At 52.3% G+C, this 279-nt stretch carries 1 pseudogene; it reads right to left on the reverse strand.

Annotated elements, in window-relative coordinates:
* Window positions 1–279 (reverse strand): annotated as a pseudogene (locus HCN83_RS18080) (IS1634 family transposase); the annotation flags it as partial.

Consider the following 279-nt stretch of genomic DNA (forward strand, 5'->3'; position numbering starts at 1 on the left):
TCACATGCAGGTTCTCTCGAATCACCTGAAACCGCCCGCGCTTGCTTAAGGCTTCTTCGACATCTTTTTTTCCCGCATTCATGCGTTCGCCAATAATATAATGGCCGCCGGTTTGCTGCAGAATCCGAAGATTCTTTTCGGAAGAAAACCCTCGATCGGCGACTTGTATCACCCGCCCGAGCTTCCAGCCGATCAAGTCTTGTTTCACTTGTTCGATCACCGTCATGTCCATCGTGTTCCCGGGCCATTCCCATACGCGAATCGGAATGCCTTCGCGGG

Source organism: Alkalicoccus luteus (genome assembly GCF_012034335.1).
Classification (GTDB): domain Bacteria; phylum Bacillota; class Bacilli; order Bacillales; family Salisediminibacteriaceae; genus Alkalicoccus; species Alkalicoccus luteus_A.